Raw genomic sequence first — 14,906 nt, 5'->3', positions numbered from 1 at the left:
GCGCGGCCCGGGTCTTAGGCCGAAATACCGAGCGCCCTGGCCGGACGCGCCCAGGGGCACAAGGGTAATGTCGGTGACCTGAGCATGATCCGCAACGAGGGAAGGGATGAGCAGGTGTTGCTCAAGCTTCTGCGCCCGAAGACCACGGTGTCCGCGCACTGCGACCTGCCGTGCGGCGTTTACGACCCGGCGCAGGCCCGGATCGAAGCCGAGTCGGTCAAGGCGATCTGCGAGAAGTACGCCGCCAACGAGGACCCGGAGTTCCGCGCCCGGGCGATCCTGATCAAGGAGCAGCGCAGCCAGCTGGTCAAGGAGCACCTCTGGGTGCTCTGGACCGACTACTTCAAGCCGCCGCACTTCGAGAAGTACCCGCAGCTGCACCAGCTGTTCAACGAGGCCACCAAGCTCGCCGGCGGTGGCGGCGGCACCAAGGCCACCATGGACGTCAAGGTCGCCGAGGACCTGCTGGGCAAGATCGCGGAGATCGACAAGATCTTCTGGGAGACCAAGCAGTCCTGACCTGCGCGAACATCGAGGCCCAGCCCGCGACGGGCTGGGCCTCGCCCATGTCCGGGCCAGCCCCGCCGGTGTCCGCTGCTACGAGCGGGCGGCTTCGGCGAGGGCGTCGCCGGTCAGGCGGTAGACCGTCCACTCGTCCTGGGGACGGGCGCCCATGGCCTTGTAGAAGCCGATCGCCGGCTCGTTCCAGTTCAGCACCGACCACTCGACGCGGCCGTAGCCCCGGGCGTCGGCGATGCGGGTCAGTTCGGTGAGGAGGGCCTTGCCGTAGCCGTGGCCGCGGATGTCCGGCTCGACGAACAGGTCCTCCAGGTAGATGCCGTGAGTGCCGTTCCATGTGGAGAACGTGAGGAACCACAACGACATCCCGACCACGCGGCCCTCGTGCTCGGCGACGTGGGCGAACACCTGCGGGTCCTCGCCGAAGAGGCGCGCGTGCAGCTGCTCCTCGGTGGCCTTCACCTCGTGGAGGGCGCGCTCGTAGTCCGCGAGCTCGCGGATCAGCCGCAGGATCTCCGGGACGTCGTCTGGGGTCGCGTAGCGAATCACCCCGGCAGGGTATTCGAACGGGACGTATGGGGCGTGCGGGCGCGCGGGGGCGTGACTCACCCCTCGCCCGCCGGAAGTTTGGGACGCGTCCGGTCAGGTCGGCGCGGCGTTCGTAGGAAAGCCACGCGCGCCGAAGTCTCCGAGCACGCCCCGCAGGCGGTAGTTTCGAAGCAGCGGGACCATCCTGCGAGGGAGTGACGTGACCGAGGAAACCGCTGCAATGCCGGCCAGTACGAAGTTGTCCGTCCGCGACGTGGTGACGGTGAGGCTGCCGGCCGCGAGCGCCTACCTGTCCGTGCTGCGGACGGCGACCGCGGGACTCGCGGCCAGGCTCGACTTCACCCTGGACGAAATAGAGGACCTGCGCATCGCCGTGGACGAGGCGTGCGCGATGCTGCTCGCCCAGGCCGTGCCCGGGACCGACCTGACGTGCGAGTTCGAGCTGACCGGGGACGCGATGCGCATCTCCGTGTCGGTGCTGACCGTCGACGGCGAGGTGCCCAGCCGCGACACCTTCGCCTGGACGGTGCTGTCGTCCCTGGCGGGCGAGGTGGACGCCGAGGTGGGCTCCGACGACCGGGTCACCGTGACGCTGCAGAAGCGGCGCGGTGCGGCGGGGGCCCCGTGACGGAGAAGACGACGACGGAGGAGACGACGCCGGAGACGACGCCGGTCCCCGCGCCGAGCAGCGAGCGGAGCGAGCGGTCGGAGTCCGGGGTGCCCGACCGGGCCCGGGCGCGCGCGCTGTTCGAGCGGCTCGCCGAGCTCCCGGAGGGCGATCCGGAGCGCCAGCGCATCCGCGACCAGCTCGTGGAGCTGCACCTGCCGCTGGTGGAGTATCTCGCCCGCCGCTTCCGCAACCGCGGCGAGTGGCTGGACGACCTGATCCAGGTCGCCACCATCGGCCTGATCAAGTCGATCGACCGGTTCGACCTGGAGCGCGGCGTGGAGTTCTCCACCTACGCGACGCCCACGATCGTCGGCGAGATCAAGCGGCACTTCCGCGACAAGGGCTGGGCCGTCCGCGTCCCGCGCCGGCTGCAGGAGCTGAAGCTGTCGCTGACCAAGGCGATCAGCGACCTCGCGCAGCGCGAGGGCCGCGCGCCGACGGTGAGCGAACTGGCCGCGCACCTGCAGATGAGCGAGGAGGAGGTGCTGGAGGGCCTGGAGTCGGCGAACGCCTACTCCACCGTGTCCCTGGACGCCCCCGACTCCGGCGACGAGGACGCGCCCGCGGTGGCCGACTCGCTCGGCATGGTGGACGAGTCGCTGGAGGGCGTGGAGTACCGCGAGTCCCTCAAGCCGCTGCTGGAGAAGCTGCCCGCGCGCGAGAAGAAGATCCTGCTGCTGCGGTTCTTCGGCAACATGACGCAGTCGCAGATCGCCGCCGAGCTCGGCATCTCCCAGATGCACGTGTCCCGCCTGCTCGCCCGGACGCTGGCGCAGCTGCGCGAGGGCCTGACCGCCGACGAATAGCGATCGTGCGGATGCCGAGGGGCCCCGGGTTCGTTCCCGGGGCCCCTCGGCATCTCGGTCAGTTCTTGGTGGGCTGTTCCTTGAGGCGGTCCATGAGCCGCCGCCCCAGGGAGCGCGGCTCCGCCGGCTCCGCAGGCTCCGCCTGGGCGGGCTCGGCGTCCTCGCGCGGTTCCGCGGCGTCGTCGTCGTGGTCGTCGATCAGCCAGGCGGTGCTCGGCGGGCTGAGCACGGTGATCAGCGCGAGGACGGCGACGGCGCCCATCGGGATCGCGATGCCGGGCCGGTCGCTCTGCCACAGCGACCACGCGATGGGCAGCGCGAACAGCTGGGTGAGCACCGTGGGTGCGCGGCTCCACTGGTCGGCGCGCAGCAGCCCCCGGGCGCAGCCGAGCATGCCGAGCCCGCCGGCGAGGGCGAGGACGGTGACCCCGATCGCGCTGACCGGGTCGACGGCGGCGCCGACGGCCGTCTCCACGCCGGTGTAGACGCCGAACCCGACGGCGGCGAGACCCTCCGCGGCCTCCAGGGCGGCGGCGGCCTGGACGGTGATGGGGCGCTTGCTCACACCTGAACCCTACTGGTCGCGTTGACGTACGCGTCCCATACCCTGGCGCACGTGCGCGCCATGCTCATCGCCAATCCCAAGGCGACCTCCACCTCCCGGCGGGCCCGCGACATCCTCGTGCGGGCCTTCACCGGCGACCTCGACCTCGTGCTCGCCGAGACCGGCCATCGCGGCCACGCGACCGAACTGGCCCGGCAGGCCGCGGTGGACGGCTACGACGTCGTGATCGCGCTCGGCGGCGACGGGACGGTGAACGAGGCGGTCAACGGCCTGCTCGCCGAGGGCCCGTCCCCCGATCTCCCGGCGCTGGCGGTGCTGCCGTGCGGGAGCGCGAACGTGTTCGCCCGCGCGCTCGGCCTGCCGGACGACCCGATCGGCGCGACGACGGCGGTGCTGGAGGCGCTGCGGGCGGGCCGGCACCGGACGGTCGGCCTCGGCACCGCCTCCCTGCCGGACGGCGGGGAGCGGTACTTCACGTTCTGCGCGGGCGTCGGGCTGGACGCCGAGGTCGTCCGGGAGGTGGAGCGGCGGCGTGACGCGGGGGTCCGCGCGGACCCGTCGCTGTATGTGCGGACCGCCGTCCGGCATTTCTTCTCCGGCACGGATCGGCGGCGTCCCGCGCTCACTTTGGAACGGCCCGGACGCCCGCCGATATCGGGGCTGTTCCTCGCGTTCATCTCCAATACGTCGCCGTGGACTTTCATGGGCCGCATGCCGGTGAATCCGAGTCCGAAGGCGAACTTCGGCCGGGGCCTGGACGTGTTCGGGATGCGTTCGCTGGAGGTCGGCGCAACAGTGGGGGCGCTTGTCCAGATGCTGACCACGCGCACGCGTCCGCTGCAGGGACGCCACGTGGTGAACGTCCACGATGCGGCGGAGATCACCTTGAGCGCGGCGCGCCCGGTGGCCTTTCAGCTGGACGGCGACTACCTCGGTGAACAGCGGAGCGTGACCTTCCGGTCGGTTCCGAAGGCCATACGCATCGTCATTTGAGTGCGCGGCCGTTCGCGGAGCGGGGTCATTCGCGGCGCACGGGCGGCCAGGTGAGAGCCAAGTAACACGCCCGACCCGCGGGTGTGACACATGCGACACCCATACTTTGAGAATCCTTTCTCAAAGGTCTTGCGTCGCCCCGCGCCGCCCTGACACGCTCAAAGTGCGCCCGCTGGACGGGGACCCCGACGCCGCCGGTCCCCTGCTCACGGCCGCCGCCGAACATTCACCCCTGGACCTGACCCACCGGCCTCCCGGGCGTTCGCGACATGTGAAACCGTTCACAAAAGTGGAGTTTCTCCACCACCTGACGAAGGAGTGGACCGCATGGACTGGCGCCACCGCGCAGCCTGCCGTGACGTGGACCCCGAGCTGTTCTTCCCGATCGGCAACACCGGGCCCGCGATCCTGCAGATCGAAGAGGCCAAGCAGGTGTGCCGACGCTGCGACGTGACCGACGCGTGCCTGCGCTGGGCGCTGGAGTCCGGCCAGGAGTCGGGCGTCTGGGGCGGGATGGGCGAGGACGAGCGCCGCGCCCTCAAGCGCCGCGCCTCCCGCGCCCGGGCCCGCGCGAACGCCGCCCTCTGACCCTTCCCGGTTCGCCGCCTCGCGGCGCCACCGCCTCCCAGCCCCGGCGGGAGAGCATGTGGCGCCGCCGCGGTCAGAACCTCCGGTGGTGGTGGTCCAGCGGGACGTCCACCACCACCTCGGTGCCCCCGCCCGGACGGGGGCGGAAGTCCAGCCGGCCGCCCAGCTCGCCCACGATCAGCGTGCGGACGATCTGCAGGCCGAGGCTGTTGCTGCTCTCCACGTCGAAGTCCGCGGGCAGGCCCACGCCGTCGTCCGCGACGGTCGTCACCAGCCGGCGCCCGGACGGCTGCTCCCCCGTCTCCGCCGCCTGCGGGGCGCGCGGCTCGTCGGCCCCCGGCGCCGACCATTCACCCCAGACCGCCACGCCGCCCGGCTCGCGGCGCTCCTCCCCCTCGCCGTAGCGCCGCGCGGCGACCTCCAGCGTCCCGAACCGGTTGGCGAGGCCGTGCTCCAGCGCGTTCTGCAGCAGCTCGGTGAGCGCCATCGCCAGCGGTGTCGCGACCTCGGCGGGCAGGACGCCGAAGCTGCCGGTCCGCTTCGGGGCGACCTTGGTCTCCGGCGTCGACACCTCCCCCGCCATCGTGATCACGCGGTCCGCGATGTCGTCGAAGTCGATCAGCTCGTCCGGGGTGTGCGACAGCGTCTCGTGCACGATCGCTATGGACCCGACGCGGCGGACCGCCTCGTCCAGCGCGGCCCGTCCCTCCGGGATCCGCAGCCGGCGGGCCTGCAGCCGCAGCAGCGCCGCGACCGTCTGCAGGTTGTTCTTCACCCGGTGGTGGATCTCCCGGATCGTGGCGTCCTTGGTCATCAGCTCCCGGTCCCGCCAGCGCAGCTCGGTGACGTCCCGGCACAGCACGATCGCACCGATCCGCGTCCCGCCGACCACCAGCGGGATCGTCCGCAGCTGCATGATCGACCCGCGTGACTCGACCTCGACCTCGCGCGGCGCCCGGCCGGACAGGACGACGCTCAGCGCCTCCTCCAGCGGCTCGCCGGTGTCGCACAGGTCCGCGGTGATCTGGCCGAGCGCCTCGCCGACCAGGTCCGCCGGGAAGCCGAGCCGCCGGTACGCCGACTGCGCGTTGGGGCTGGCGTAGGTGACCTTGCCGGCGCGGTCGAGGCGCATCAGCCCGTCGCCGACGCGCGGCGAGCGCACCATGTTCGGCTCCTCGCCGGGCACCGGGAACCGGCCCTCGGAGATCATCGTGGCGAGGTCGCTGGCGCTCTGCAGGTAGGTCAGCTCCAGCCGGGACGGGGTGCGCGCCGAGCTGAGGTTCGTGCTGCGCTGGATCACCCCGAGGATCTTGGCGCCGCGCCGCACCGGGATGGACTCCTCCCGGACGGGGATGCCGCTGCCCCACTCCGGGTCGCCCTCCCGGACGATCCGGCGCTCCCGCCACGCCACGTCGATCAGCTTGCGCCGCCCCGTCCGGACGACCTTGCCGACGAGGTCCTCCGAGTAGGCGGTGGGACCCGTCGTGGGGCGTATCTGCGCGATCGCCACCCAGCCGGGGACGGCGGCGCCGGTGTCCAGCAGGCCCCGCTGGCGTCCACCGCGGGACGCCGCCTCGGCGGGCAGCGCGTCCGCCGACCGCAGCGGGACCCACAGCAGCAGGTCCGCGAACGACAGGTCTGCGAGGAGCTGCCAGTCGGACACGAGCGCGTGCAGCCATTCCAGGTCGGTCTCGGTGAGATCGGTGTGATCACGGACCAGATCGGTCAAGGTAGGCACGCGACCATCATCGCCCATGCTCTCCGGTGGCCGGGCGGGTCCCCCGGCCCGTCCGCGGCCTGGCAGGATTCCCGGCATGACCGCAGGAAGAGACCCGCTGGCAAGGCTCCGGGACGCGGCCGCGCGGCGGGCCGCGGACGGGCTGCGCCGGACGCTCCGCCCCCGCCCGGACGGCCTCACCGACCTGGCGTCCAACGACTACCTCGGCCTCGCCGGCGACCCCCGGCTGGTCGAGGGCGCGTGCGCCGCGGCCCGCGCGTGGGGCACCGGCTCCACCGGGTCGCGCCTGGTCACCGGGACGACCGGGCTGCACGCCGAGCTGGACCGGCGGCTCGCCGCGTTCACCGGCAGCGCCGCCGGTCTCGTCTTCTCCTCCGGCTTCCTCGCCAACCTCGGCGCCGTCACCGCCCTCGCCGGGCCGGGCACGCTCGTCGTGTCCGACCAGGTCAACCACGCTTCGATCGTGGACGCGTGCCGGCTGTCGCGGTCCCGCGTCGTGATCGTCCCGCACCGGGACGCCGCCGCCGTCGAGCAGGCCCTCGCCGGCCGCGACGAGGAGGACGCCCTCGTGGTCACCGACGCGGTGTTCTCCGTGGACGGCGATCTCGCGCCGCTGACCGCGCTGCACGCGGCCGCCCGGGCGCACGGCGCGCTGCTGGTGGTCGACGAGGCGCACGCGCTCGGCGTCGTCGGCGACCACGGCAGGGGCGCCGCGCACGCGGCCGGGCTCGCGGGCGAACCCGACGTGATCCTGACCCTCACCCTGTCGAAGGCGCTCGCGTCCCAGGGCGGCGCGGTCCTCGGCGCCCCCGAGGTGATCGAGACGCTGATCGACACCGGACGGTCGTTCATCTTCGACACCGGCCTGAACCCGCCCGCGGCGGGCGCCGCCCTCGCCGCCCTCGACGTGCTGGAATCCGACCCCGGCCTGCCCGCACGCGCGCGGGACCGCGCCGTCCGGATCTCAAACCTCGCGGCCGGTTCCGGCCTGGAGACCGCCGTTCCGGCGGCCGCCGTCGTCCCCGTCTTCCTCGGCGAGCCGCACGCCGCGCTGCGGGCCGCCGAGATCTGCGCTGAGCACGGGCTCCGCACCGGCTGCTTCCGCCCGCCGTCGGTGCCCAAGGGCCGCGCCTGCCTGCGCCTGACCGCCCGCGCCACGCTGGACGAGCCGGACCTCACACGCCTCGGGGAGGCCCTGGCGGAGGTCGCGATATCTACCGCCCGTAGTCTGCACGCATAACATCGGGGAGAACCGGTGATGAACGTGAGGAGTAGCCGTGACGGAGGTCAGGGGCGGACCCCGGCACGGGGGCGGATACGAGCACGGGTTCGACCGTGCCTCGCTCGCCGGCATCGGTAAGCGCCACCCGAACCAGGCGCCCCGCATCCCGAAGTACTACAAGCTCAAAGAGCTGCTGGTGGAGCTGATCCAGTCGCTCCCGGCCGGCAGCCCGCTGCCTCCCGAGCGGTCCCTCGCCGAGAAGTACGAGACGTCCCGCACCACCGTCCGGCAGGCGCTGGCCGAACTCGTCGTCGAGGGACGCCTCCAGCGCATCCAGGGCAAGGGGACCTTCGTCGCCAAGCCGAAGGTCGCGCAGGAACTCCAGCTCGTCAGCTACACCGAGGACATGCGGCACCACGGGCTGCGCCCGGAGACCCGCATCCTGGAGGCCGGCTACGTCAGCGCCGACGAGAGCCTCGCCACGCTCCTCTGCATCCGGCCGGGCGGCCGCGTCCTGCGCGTCCACCGGCTCCGCCTCGCCGACGGCGAGCCGATGTCGATCGACACCTCGCACCTCCCGGCCCGCCGCTTCCCCGGCCTGCGCCGCGAGCTGTCCCGCCACCACTCCCTCTACGAGACGCTCGCCACCGCCTACGACGTCCACCTGACGGAGGCGGAGGAGACCATCGAGACCGTCCTCGCCACCCCCCACGACGCCCAGCTCCTCGGCGTGGACGTGGGCCTGCCGATGCTGCTCCTCTCCCGGCACGCCTTCGACGCCACGGGCCAGCCGGTCGAGTGGGCCCAGTCCCTCTACCGGGGCGACCGCTACAAGTTCATCACCCGCCTGAGCCGCTAGGCCGTCACAGCGTCCGGCTGAGCGCCTTGATGGGCATCTGCAGGTCGGTGAGCAGGTCCAGGTCCTTCTGGGCGGGACGGCCCAGGGTCGTCAGGTAGTTGCCGACGATGATGGCGTTGATGCCGCCGAGCATGCCTTCGCGGGTGCCGAGGTCACCGAGGGTGAGTTCGCGTCCGCCGGCGTAGCGCAGGATGGTCCGGGGCAGGGCGAGGCGGAACGCGGCGATCGTCTTCAGCGCCTCGGTGCCCTCGACCAGCGGCCGGTCCGCGAACGGGGTGCCGGGACGGGGCGCGAGGAAGTTCAGCGGGACCTCGTCGGGCTCCAGCTCGGCGAGCTGGGCGGCGAACTCGGCGCGCTGCTCGATCGTCTCCCCCATGCCGACGATGCCGCCGCAGCACACCTCCATGCCGGCGTCCTTCACCATGCGGAGCGTGTCCCGGCGCTCTTCCCACGAGTGGGTGGTGACCACGTTCGGGAAGTGGGAGCGCGCCGTCTCCAGGTTGTGGTTGTAGCGGTGGACGCCCATCGCGGCCAGCTCGTCCACCTGCTCCTGGGTGAGCATGCCGAGCGAGCACGCGATGTTGATCTCGACGGCGTCGTTGATGGCCTTGACGCCGTCGCGGACCTGCGACATCAGCCGCTCGTCCGGGCCGCGGACGGCCGCGACGATGCAGAACTCGGTGGCGCCGGTCCGCGCGGTCTCCTTCGCCGCCTCGACCAGCTCCGGGATGTTCAGCCACACCGACCGGACGGGCGACTCGAACGTGCCGGACTGGGAGCAGAAGTGGCAGTCCTCGGGGCAGCCGCCGGTCTTCAGCGACACGATCCCCTCGACCTCGACCTCGGGCCCGCACCAGCGCATCCGGACGTCGTGGGCCAGCGCGAGCAGGTCCTCCAGCCGGTCGCCGGGCAGGGTCAGCACCTGGAAGACCTGGTCTTGCGACAGGCCCCTGCCCTCGTCCAGAACCTGCCGGCGGGCGGTTCCGAGGATGTCCGGGTCGAGGATGTCCGTCACGTGTTCTCCTTGTCGAGGCCGTAGCTGTCGCGGAAGGCGGCGGCGTCGAACCCGCCGCCGAGCGAGGGGGCCAGGCCGCGGTGCGCGGCCGGCAGGAACTCCGCCGGGTCCAGGGCGGCGGCCCCGGCGGGCAGCGCGCCCGACAGCGGGCGGGCCGCGATGGTCTCCAGGTCGCGGATGTTGCTGCGCATGGCGAGGTCCGGGTCGTCCGGCCATGCGCCGATCACCACGCCGGCGAGCTGCACGCCGCGGTGCGCCATCGCCTCCAGGGTGAGCGCGGTGTGGTTGAGCGTGCCGAGGCCGGGGCGCGTCACGACGACGGCGGCGGCGCCGAGCCAGCGCGCCAGGTCGGCGATCGTGGTGCCCTCGTCGTCGTAGCGGACGAGGAGTCCGCCGGCCCCCTCGACGAGGACGAGCCGGTGGCCGTCCGCCAGGGCCCGGACGCGTTCGGCCGCTTCCGGCAGCCGGAGCGGCGGCAGCCCGGCGCGGCGGGCGGCGGCGGCCGGGGACAGCGGGTCGGGGAAGCGGGCGAACTCGTGCACGTCACCGATCCCGGCGAGCCGGCGCACCTCGTCGAGGTCGCCGGGCTCCCCGCCGCCCGTCCCGGTCTGGCCGGGCTTGACGACGGCGACCGACGCGCCGCGGGCGGCGGCGACCGCGGCCAGCGCCGCGGTGACGACCGTCTTGCCCACGCCGGTACAGGTCCCGGTGACCACGAGCACACTCACAAGGCGGCAGACTAGCGCGGGCCCGCGTCGCGGACTCCCGCCGGATCCCACAGTCTTCGGCGGGCGTCTTTGTCACGGCCGGAACCCCGTGGCGCGGCGGAGCGTCCAAGCTCCATGGCCGGTCCGTACACACGTTCCCGCTGGGTGCCGGCTCTCGCCTGCGCGGCGCTGACCGCCTGCGCGTCGACGGCCTGCGGCGACGGCTCCGGTGGCCCCGGATCGTCGACGCTCCCCGCACCCTCCACGTCCACTTCCGCGTCCGCGTCCACGACGCCGTCCCCCGCCAAGGACACCCCCGCCGGCGAGCATCTCGTCCTGCGCCGGCGCACGACCGGAGGCATCGCCGGCATCGGCGGTCCCGGCTCCGTCCCCGACTTCTCCCTCTACTCCACGGGACGCGCGGTGTCCGCGTCCCAGGGCGCGCTGACCGAGTACCACCTGAAACCGGGCGCGCTGCAGCGGCTGCTGGCCGAGGCGCGCGCGGCGGGCCTCGGCCGTTCGCACACGGTCGGCTCCGACAGGATCGCCGACGCGCTCGTCACCGTGGTCACCATGGGCGGCGCGACGACCCGCATCATCCAGCCCGAGTCGCAGGCCGGCCGGGAGGCCCGCTTCCTGAAGAAGCTGGACCCGGCCGGCTGGCCCGCGTCCGACCAGTCCGCGAAGCCCGAGCCGTACACACCGGAGAAGACGGCGGTCCTGGCGGGTGAGTCGGCCGCGACCGGCACCGCCGAGAAGTGGCCGCTGGAGCCGCTCGGCGACGGGGTGCGGGTGGCCGGAGCCATCTGCACCCTCGCCCCGTCGGCCAAGGTCCCCGACACGAGGCAGGTCACCGCCTGGCGGAGCGAGGGCAAGAACTACTCCGTCCGGCTGCGCCCCCTCCTCCCCGGCGAGTCATCCTGCCGGGACCTGGGTTAGCGGGCGTCCAGCTCCTCGGCGACCTCCCGGGCCGCCGCCGCCAGGTCCGGGTCCAGCCGGTCCAGGCGCGCGTCGAGATCGTCGGCGAAGCGGAGCCGCTCCACCTCCGGCGCCGGGACCGCCTCGGGCATCCACGCGGAGTGGATCAGGAACGGCACCGTCGTGCCGTTCGGCGGGGCCAGGACGGCGACGGGCCCCCGTCCGACATCGGCCGCGTCGAACAGTTCGACGCGGAACCGGTCGTCGTTGTGGACGGCCACGACCAGGTAGCCCTCGTGCCCGCCGGGCTCCGCGCCCGCGTACCGGCTGCCGCCGCGCCCGCGCGGGACGAACGACGGCGAGGTCGGGTAGTCGTCCAGCGCGAACGTCCACTCGGACAGGGCCTTGAGGTCCTCCCGGTCGTGGCTGACCAGAACCGCCGGGGTCTCCTCCGCCGGGAACAGCGACGGGTCGACGCGGCCTTCGTAGTTGCGCAGGGCGCGCCGGTTGACCGCCTCCGGATGGAAGCCGAGGTAGACGAGGTGGTGCCGGGTCGGGGCGGTCTGCCCTTCGATGCTCCAGTCGATCGCGGACAGCTCCGCCTGCCACCACCGCTCCGGGTCGCGCGCGCGGGCGCGCTCGGTGATCCGGCCGGTCTCCGGATCGAACTGCAGGACGGTCGTGAGCGCGGGCGCCATGCCGTGGCAGTACATGCCGCGCAGGGCCGGGTCGATCGGGCGGCCATGGACGTCGACGTCGTCCTCACGCAGGTACATCCCGATGTCCACGCCCTCGCCGTGCTCCATGACGACCTGGATGCCGTCGGAGTCGTCGTAGCGGGCGTAGAAGTGGTTGACCTCCGGGGCGAGGCGGAACTCCGTGCAGGTGACGGCGCCGCGCCCGGGGACCAGGTCGTCCTTGCGGATCAGCAGGACGGGCCCGTCGGGGTTGTTGGGGGCGGTCCGGTCCCCGCCGAAGATCTCCTCCACCTCGATCTTGAAGGCGGTGTCGGCGAGGACGAGCCAGTCGCGGGTCTGGGTGATGGTGTGGGTGGACTGCGGCAGCACCGCGCCCTCGACGTCCCAGCGCTGGACGCGGGTACCGGACCCGTCGTAGCGGATCACGGAGACGGCGCCGCTCAGCACGTCCCGGCTGACGCTCCACAGGCAGCCCCGCTCGGGATCGATCACCGGGTGGGCGGTGGTGGAGATCAGCGGCAGCACCGCATGGTCCATGGCGGGCTTCCAGTCGTCGCGGTGCCCGACCTCCGCGACGAACTCCAGCGTGACCGGGTCGACCTCGACCGGGCGGCCGGCGTCCCATGTCGTGAAGAGCCGGTCGCCCCACGGGAGCGGCGCGGTGTTGGCGGCGTTGACGAACCCCCACGGCGAGTCGGTGCCGACCGGCCCGGCGGTGAACAGGTCGGGCCGCCTGCCGCGCAGCCGCACGGACGGGGTGTCGATGACGCGGGCGCGCCAGGCGAACCGCCCGCCGGGGCCCGGCCTGAGCGGCATCCGCGCGATGATCCCGTCGCCGAAGAACGCGTGCCGGGGCCGTGTCCGCTGGTCGGACGTGCTGACGACGTAATGGCCGCGCACATCGTCCGGCCACGCGCCCGCGACGACCTCCAGATCCATGTCGCTGACGTCCTGCTTGCCGAGGATGGAGCGAGGAACCGGCATCAGCCCTCCAGACACTATTGACTGCCCGCCAATCAACAGCCCGCCGCACACCACCGTCAAGGCCCGGCACCGCGCCGTCCATGGTCGGGGATGACTCGCGCGCCCGCCGGGCGCGCGCGTCCGTCCGCCGGTACCGCTACGGACGGTGAGGATCGACGGCCGAACAAGTGGGGCCTGGCAACGCGCTGGAGACGCTCCGCTGGACCTGACGCGCCGGCGTTCTAGGGCGCGTCCTGCAGGGCGCCGTGCTGGGAGCAGCGGGCCGTCCAGCCGAGCGGGGTCACCTGGACGATCATGCGGCGGCGGCAGTGCGCGCAGTAGCGGGGCGGTTCCATCTCGCGGGCGGCGCGGCACACGGTGTGGTCGCCCTCGGCGGCGGGCTCGCCGCAGCGGTCGCAGTACACGCGCCCCAGCCTATTCAGCGGGCCGTCCGCATGCGGCCCACGACCCCGGTGTCGTAGGTGCCGTCGGCGAACTCGGGGTGGGCGAGCAGCTCGCGCAGGAAGGGCAGGTTCGTCGGCGGGCCCTCGATGCGGAACGCGTCGACGGCCGCGCGGGCCCGGGCGAGCGCGTGGGCGCGGTCGTCGCCGTGGACGCACAGCTTGGCGAGCAGCGGGTGGTAGGTGGGGGTGACGGTGTTGCCCTCGGCGTAGCCGGCGTCGATGCGGATGCCGTCGCCCACGGGCTCCTCCCACACCTTGATCTCGCCGGAGCCGGGCAGGAACTCCTGAGGGTCCTCGGCGTGGACGCGGAACGCGATCGCGTGGCCGTGCGGCGTCGCGCCGGTGAACGAGACGGGCTCGCCGGCGGCGACGCGGAACTGCTGCTCGACGAGGTCGATGCCGGTGGTCGCCTCGGTGACGACGTGCCCGGACGGCAGGCGGGTGCTCATCTCCAGGAAGGAGAAGTCCTGCGCGGCGGGGTCGACGAGGAACTCGATGCTGCCGGCGCCCCGGTAGCCGATGGCCTCGCCCACGCGGACGGCGGCGGCCAGCATGCGCGCGCGGAGGGCGGGCGTGACGCCCGGCGACGGGGTCTCCTCGACGATCTTCTGGTACCGGCGCTGGACGGAGCAGTCGCGCTCGCCGAACGGGACGATCGTGCCGTCCGCGAGGCCGAGGATCTGCACCTCGATGTGCCGGGCGCCCGGCACGTACCGCTCCAGGAGCACCTCGCCGTGCCCGAAGACGCGGTCGGCGGCGGTGCGGGCCGTCTCGTAGGCGGCGCGGAGGGACGTCGCGTCGTGCGCGACGGCCAGCCCGACGCCGCCGTCGCCCGCGGCGGGCTTCACCATGACGGGGTAGCCGATGCGCTCGGCCTCCTCGGCCGCCGTGCCGGCGTCCGGGACCGGCTCCCACACGCCGGGCCCGACGGGGACGCCCGCCTCCTTCATCAGGTTCCGGGAGTTGATCTTGTCGCTCATCCGCGCGATGGTGAGCGGCGGCGGGCCGACCCAGGCCATGTCGTGCTCGGCGACCTGCCGGCCGAGCGCGGCGTTCTCGGCGAGGACGCCGTCGCCGGGGTGGATCGCCCGCGCGTTCGTGCGGCGTGCGGCCTCCAGGATCGCGGGGACGTTGAGGTAGCTGCGGGCCGGGTCGGCGGGGCCGATGAGGACGGCCTCGTCCGCCTCGGCGACGAACGGCAGGTCGGCGTCGGCCGCGGAGTACACGGCGATGGCCTTGAGGCCCATCGCGCGGGCGGTGTGCAGGATCCGGCCGGCGATCTCCCCGCGGTTCGCCACGAGCACGGACTCGAACACTGCGGACCCTCCCTCACGACCGGCCGGGACCGGATGCCCCGCGCCCGACGCAGCCTAGTCCGGATCGCGGGCGTCGTGTCCCCCGGCGGGCGTATCGGCGAAATCACCGGTCCGTGTCCGAAGGCGTCCGGTGGAATGGCAGCTCAGGCGGGCGCAACGCCATCACTGTGAACCGGCACAATTGACTTGGCACCGGCCGCAGTTCACTGTGTGGGCGTCGCGGCCGACCATTCCCGCATCGTCGCGGAACCCCCTTTCCCGCCGGTCGGCCGCCGCATGCACAAAAGTGCGCCGCGGTTCCCCGCGCGGCGCGGCT

16 protein-coding genes are annotated in these 14,906 nt (G+C 73.1%); 8 read left to right on the top strand and 8 right to left on the bottom strand.

Going from position 1 to position 14,906, the window contains the following annotated elements:
• Window positions 1-114 precede the first annotated feature (114 nt).
• Window positions 115-519 (top strand): superoxide dismutase, Ni, encoded by a 405-nt coding sequence (gene sodN, locus AL2_RS13030; RefSeq protein WP_207923816.1) that lies wholly within the window; start codon window positions 115-117, stop codon window positions 517-519.
• Window positions 520-597: 78 nt separating this feature from the next.
• On the opposite strand, the gene AL2_RS13025 is transcribed toward sodN, so the two are convergent.
• A complete protein-coding gene (locus tag AL2_RS13025; RefSeq protein ID WP_067633474.1) occupies window positions 598-1,068 on the bottom strand; it encodes a GNAT family N-acetyltransferase in 471 nt (156 codons plus the stop codon).
• Window positions 1,069-1,267: 199 nt separating this feature from the next.
• On the opposite strand from AL2_RS13025, the gene AL2_RS13020 reads away from it, so the two are divergent.
• Both AL2_RS13020 and AL2_RS13015 read left to right on the top strand, forming a co-directional pair.
• Window positions 1,268-1,696 (top strand): ATP-binding protein, encoded by a 429-nt coding sequence (locus AL2_RS13020; RefSeq protein WP_067633472.1) that lies wholly within the window; start codon window positions 1,268-1,270, stop codon window positions 1,694-1,696.
• A gap of 89 nt (window positions 1,697-1,785) precedes the next feature.
• Window positions 1,786-2,544, top strand: a complete 759-nt coding sequence (locus tag AL2_RS13015) for an RNA polymerase sigma factor SigF (RefSeq protein ID WP_026401215.1) — start codon at window positions 1,786-1,788, stop codon at window positions 2,542-2,544.
• Between the two features lie 58 nt (window positions 2,545-2,602).
• On the opposite strand, the gene AL2_RS13010 is transcribed toward AL2_RS13015, so the two are convergent.
• Window positions 2,603-3,109, bottom strand: a complete 507-nt coding sequence (locus AL2_RS13010; protein ID WP_245666606.1) for a hypothetical protein — start codon at window positions 3,107-3,109, stop codon at window positions 2,603-2,605.
• Between the two features lie 51 nt (window positions 3,110-3,160).
• Between AL2_RS13010 and AL2_RS13005 the strand changes: the two genes are divergently transcribed.
• Window positions 3,161-4,102 carry a diacylglycerol/lipid kinase family protein gene (locus tag AL2_RS13005; RefSeq protein ID WP_067633767.1) on the top strand — a complete coding sequence of 314 codons (942 nt, stop codon included), beginning with the start codon at window positions 3,161-3,163 and terminating at the stop codon, window positions 4,100-4,102.
• 327 nt (window positions 4,103-4,429) lie between these two features.
• A complete protein-coding gene (locus tag AL2_RS13000; protein WP_067633470.1) occupies window positions 4,430-4,690 on the top strand; it encodes a WhiB family transcriptional regulator in 261 nt (86 codons plus the stop codon).
• Window positions 4,691-4,763: 73 nt separating this feature from the next.
• Here AL2_RS13000 and AL2_RS12995 read toward each other — a convergent pair whose 3' ends face one another.
• Entirely contained in the window at window positions 4,764-6,428 is a 1,665-nt protein-coding gene (locus AL2_RS12995; protein WP_067633468.1) for a GAF domain-containing sensor histidine kinase, read from the bottom strand.
• 76 nt (window positions 6,429-6,504) lie between these two features.
• Between AL2_RS12995 and AL2_RS12990 the strand changes: the two genes are divergently transcribed.
• Together AL2_RS12990 and AL2_RS12985 are read left to right on the top strand one after the other, a co-directional pair.
• Complete coding sequence (locus AL2_RS12990; RefSeq protein WP_067633466.1) at window positions 6,505-7,668, top strand: 8-amino-7-oxononanoate synthase; 1,164 nt, start codon at window positions 6,505-6,507, stop codon at window positions 7,666-7,668.
• 112 nt (window positions 7,669-7,780) lie between these two features.
• On the top strand, window positions 7,781-8,509 hold the full coding sequence (locus AL2_RS12985) for a GntR family transcriptional regulator (RefSeq protein ID WP_067633765.1): 729 nt from the start codon (window positions 7,781-7,783) through the stop codon (window positions 8,507-8,509).
• A gap of 4 nt (window positions 8,510-8,513) precedes the next feature.
• On the opposite strand, the gene bioB is transcribed toward AL2_RS12985, so the two are convergent.
• Window positions 8,514-9,524 carry a biotin synthase BioB gene (gene bioB / locus AL2_RS12980; protein ID WP_067633464.1) on the bottom strand — a complete coding sequence of 337 codons (1,011 nt, stop codon included), beginning with the start codon at window positions 9,522-9,524 and terminating at the stop codon, window positions 8,514-8,516.
• Entirely contained in the window at window positions 9,521-10,252 is a 732-nt protein-coding gene (gene bioD, locus AL2_RS12975; RefSeq protein WP_067633462.1) for a dethiobiotin synthase, read from the bottom strand. The genes bioB and bioD overlap by 4 nt, the downstream gene beginning before the upstream one ends.
• 114 nt (window positions 10,253-10,366) lie before the next feature.
• Here bioD and AL2_RS12970 point away from each other — a divergent pair, with 114 nt between their 5' ends.
• Entirely contained in the window at window positions 10,367-11,170 is an 804-nt protein-coding gene (locus tag AL2_RS12970) for a hypothetical protein (RefSeq protein ID WP_067633460.1), read from the top strand.
• Here the strand turns inward: AL2_RS12970 and AL2_RS12965 are convergent.
• The 3 genes from AL2_RS12965 to AL2_RS12955 all read right to left on the bottom strand — a co-directional run bounded on the left by AL2_RS12965 (window position 11,167) and on the right by AL2_RS12955 (window position 14,590).
• Window positions 11,167-12,831, bottom strand: coding sequence for a carotenoid oxygenase family protein (locus tag AL2_RS12965; protein ID WP_067633459.1), 1,665 nt, complete (start codon window positions 12,829-12,831; stop codon window positions 11,167-11,169). The genes AL2_RS12970 and AL2_RS12965 overlap by 4 nt on opposite strands.
• A gap of 221 nt (window positions 12,832-13,052) precedes the next feature.
• Complete coding sequence (gene bsaP / locus AL2_RS12960; protein ID WP_083946464.1) at window positions 13,053-13,235, bottom strand: biotin synthase auxiliary protein BsaP; 183 nt, start codon at window positions 13,233-13,235, stop codon at window positions 13,053-13,055.
• A gap of 14 nt (window positions 13,236-13,249) precedes the next feature.
• A complete protein-coding gene (locus AL2_RS12955) occupies window positions 13,250-14,590 on the bottom strand; it encodes an acetyl-CoA carboxylase biotin carboxylase subunit (RefSeq protein WP_067633457.1) in 1,341 nt (446 codons plus the stop codon).
• Between the last annotated feature and the right edge of the window lie 316 nt (window positions 14,591-14,906).

The organism is Actinomadura latina NBRC 106108 (assembly GCF_001552195.1).
In the GTDB taxonomy this organism is placed as follows: domain Bacteria; phylum Actinomycetota; class Actinomycetes; order Streptosporangiales; family Streptosporangiaceae; genus Spirillospora; species Spirillospora latina.
This window is presented reverse-complemented; position numbering and strand designations above follow the sequence as displayed.

Coding starts and splice junctions, on each gene's coding strand:
- AL2_RS13000 (WP_067633470.1), top strand. CDS start 4,430: ATGGACTGGCGCCACCGCGCAGCCTGCCGTGACGTGGACCCCGAGCTG.
- AL2_RS12970 (WP_067633460.1), top strand. CDS start 10,367: ATGGCCGGTCCGTACACACGTTCCCGCTGGGTGCCGGCTCTCGCCTGC.
- AL2_RS12990 (WP_067633466.1), top strand. CDS start 6,505: ATGACCGCAGGAAGAGACCCGCTGGCAAGGCTCCGGGACGCGGCCGCG.
- AL2_RS12965 (WP_067633459.1), bottom strand. CDS start 12,831: ATGCCGGTTCCTCGCTCCATCCTCGGCAAGCAGGACGTCAGCGACATG.